The sequence below is a fragment of the Mycobacterium celatum genome (assembly GCF_002101595.1).
In the GTDB taxonomy this organism is placed as follows: domain Bacteria; phylum Actinomycetota; class Actinomycetes; order Mycobacteriales; family Mycobacteriaceae; genus Mycobacterium; species Mycobacterium celatum.
The window spans coordinates 1-3,448 of the sequence record NZ_LQOM01000034.1; the positions used below are offsets into that span (position 1 = coordinate 1).

Below are 3,448 nucleotides of genomic sequence, written 5' to 3' on the forward strand. Positions count from 1 at the left end.
TGGGGGTTGGGTATTGGGGGCGGGCTGGGTTGTCTGCGGCTCGGTTTGTGGCGTGTCCGTTTGGTGGGGTTGGGCAGCGGATGTATCGCACGGGGGATTTGGTGCGGTGGCGTGCCGATGGGCAGTTGGAGTATGTGGGGCGGGTTGATGAGCAGGTCAAGGTTCGTGGGTATCGGATTGAGTTGGGGGAGGTTCAGGCTGCGTTAAGTGGTTGTGCGGGGGTGGATTCGGCGGTGGTGGTTGTTCGTGAGGACCGTGCTGGTGATAGGCGGTTGGTGGGTTATTTCACTGGTGATGCGGATTCGGGTGGGTTGCGTGAGCAGTTGGCGGCGCGGTTGCCGGGGTGGATGGTGCCTGCGGCGGTGGTGGCGCTTGATGCGATCCCGTTGACGGTCAACGGCAAGCTTGATGTGCGGGCGTTGCCGGCGCCGGATTACCGTGGTGGGGCTTATCGGGCTCCGGCCGGCCCGACCGAGGAGATTTTGGCCGGTATCTACGCCCAGGTGCTCGGGCTCGACAGGGTCGGCGTCGACGACTCCTTCTTCGATCTCGGCGGCGACAGCATCTTGTCCATGCAGGTCGTGGCGCGGGCTCGTGCCGCCGGACTGGTATGCAGGCCACGCGACATCTTCGTCGAGCAGACCGTCGCCCGGCTGGCCCAGGTGGCCGTCGTCGCCGACCGCGGCGATGTACCGGTTGACGAAGGCGTGGGCGAGATCGTCGCCACCCCAATCATGCGATGGCTCAACAGCATTGGCGGCCCGGTTGAGCAGTTCAACCAGACGATGGTGGTGCAGTCCCCGGAGGGGATCAGCCAAGCCGATGTCGTCGCCGTCCTTCAGGCCCTGCTGGACCGGCATCCCATGCTGCGGCTGCGCGTCGACGATGACGACACCGGGTCGTGGTCGTTGCAGGTGCCCGAGGAGGGCTCGGTGGACGCCGCCGAGTGCCTGCACGCGGTGGAGGCGCTCTCCGATGAGGCGCTGATCCAGGCGCGGGCCCGGCTGAACCCCGCCGCCGGCGCGATGCTCAGCGCGCTGTGGGTGGCCGACACCGGGCAGCTGGTCTTGATCATTCACCATCTGGCCGTCGACGGAGTGTCGTGGCGAATCCTGTTGGAGGACCTCAACATCGCCTGGGCGCAGCATCGCGCCGGTCAGCAGGTGCGGTTGCCGGTGACCGGCACGTCGTTTGCCCGCTGGGCTGCACTGCTGGCCGAGCACGCGTATGCCGCCGAAGTCGTTGAGCAGGCTGAGGTTTGGCGAGCGGTGACGGCCGCCCCCGCCGCGCTGCCACCCGCGTGCCCCGAGGCGGATACCCACGCGAGCGCCGGGCACCTGTCGGCGGCGCTGGAGGACGTGGAGATCACCCACGTGCTGCTCGGAGAGGTGCCGGCGGCGTTTCGTGCCGGAATCCAAGACATCCTGTTGATCGCATTCGGGTTGGCGGTGGCGGAGTTTCTCGCCACAGGTGGCGCGCCCGTCGGCATCGACGTCGAGGGCCACGGACGCCATGAGGACCTGGGCCCCGATGTTGACCTGTCGCGCACCGTGGGATGGTTTACCACCAAATATCCGGTGTCGCTCAATGTGGGTGGGCTGCGCTGGGCGCAAGTGACCGCCGGCGATGCGGCGCTGGGGACGGTGGTCAAAGACGCCAAGGAACAGCTGCGCGCCCTGCCTGACCCGTTGACGTATGGCCTGCTTCGGTACCTCAACACCGACGTCGACCTGGACGGGTCCGATCCGCCAATCGGATTCAATTATCTCGGGCGGCTAGGCGCAGCAGCGACCGACGTGTCCGGCGACCTGTGGCGCATCAGCCCAGAGGGCTTGTCTCTCACCGGAATTGCCGGCGCGGTGCCGATGCCGCTGGCGCACACCCTGGAACTCAATGCCGTCACTGTCGACACCGACGCCGGCCCGCACTTGCACGCCAACTGGACGTGGGCAGCCTCGGTTCTCAACGAAGCACAGGTAAACTGCCTGAGCCGGTTGTGGTTTGACGCCCTGACCGGTATCTGCGCGCACGTGCGATCCGGCGGCGGCGGGCTGACGCCATCGGATGTCGCGCTCGCCGGGCTCAGCCAACAACAGATCAACGAGCTCGAGAGGCAATATGCAGATCGCTGACGTGTTGCCGCTAACCCCCCTACAGCGCGGGCTGCTCTTCCATGCCAGGGCCGCGCAGGGAAACGACGACGATGTCTACGCGATGCAGCTGGACATCACTGTGACCGGACCGCTTGACGCCCAACGGCTGCACGACGCCATGAACAATGTGGCCAGCCGCCACCCCAACCTGGCGGCACGCTTCTCCGAAAAGTTCGACACACCAGTGCAAATCATCCCGGCTGATCCGGTGGTGCCCTGGCGGTATGTCGAGCTGGACGGCCAAAACCCCGACGTCGAGGACCAGGTGCAGCGGACCTGCGCCACCGAACGAGCCGTGGTCTGCGACCTGGCCGACCAGCCCGCCTTCCGGGCGGCGTTGATCCGCGTCGCACCCGATTGGTACCGGTTTGTGCTGACCGCTCACCACATCGTGATCGATGGCTGGTCGCTGCCGATCCTGCTCCGCGAAATATTCGCCAGCTACTACGGCCAGCGCCTGCCACCGGCCGTCCCGTACCGCAGATTCGTTACCTGGCTGGCCGATCGAGACCTCGACGCTGCTCACGCGGCGTGGCGCGAAGTGCTCGACGGCTTCGACACCCCAACGTTGGTCGGGTCGACGGACCGGCTGCGGCCAGGGCGGCGACACTTCGCCTCGTTCCGGCTGTCCGAGGAGACCACCCGCGCCGTCAGCGAGTTGGCGCGCGCATGCCACACGACTGTCAACACCGTGCTGCAGGGCGCCTTCGCGCAGCTGCTGATGTGGTTGACCGGCCAGCACGACGTCGTCTTCGGTGTCGCGGTCTCGGGCCGGCCGGCCGAGGTGTTCGGAGCGGAATCGATTGTCGGGCTGTTGATCAACACCGTGCCGGTGCGGGTGCGCTTCACCCCCGCGACCACGACCACCGACCTGCTCGACCAATTGCAAAGCGCCTACCACAAAACGCTCGAACATCAACACTTGGCGCTCAGCGAAATTCACCGCGTCACCGGCCACGACCAACTGTTCGACAGCCTTTTCGTGTTCGAAAACTACCCCGTCGACACCGCGGCCTTGTCCAGCGTGGACGGGCTGGCCATCACGGAGTTCAACAACCGCGAATACAACCACTACCCGCTTACGGTGCAAGCCAGGCCGGGCCATGAACTCAGCATCCGCGTCGAATTTCGCACGGATGTGTTTGATGTGGTGGGTGTTGAGGGTTTGGTGGGGCGGTTGGAGCGGGTGTTGGTGGCGATGACGGCTGATCCGGGTGGGCGGTTGTCGTTGGTTGATGTGCTGGATGTGGGTGAGCGCGGTTTTTTGGGTGGGGTTGGTAATTGGGGGGTGGTGG

1 pseudogene is annotated in these 3,448 nt (G+C 65.8%); it reads left to right on the forward strand.

The window, feature by feature from the left end:
• A pseudogene (locus tag AWB95_RS15295) lies at window positions 1-3,448 on the forward strand (condensation domain-containing protein); the annotation flags it as partial.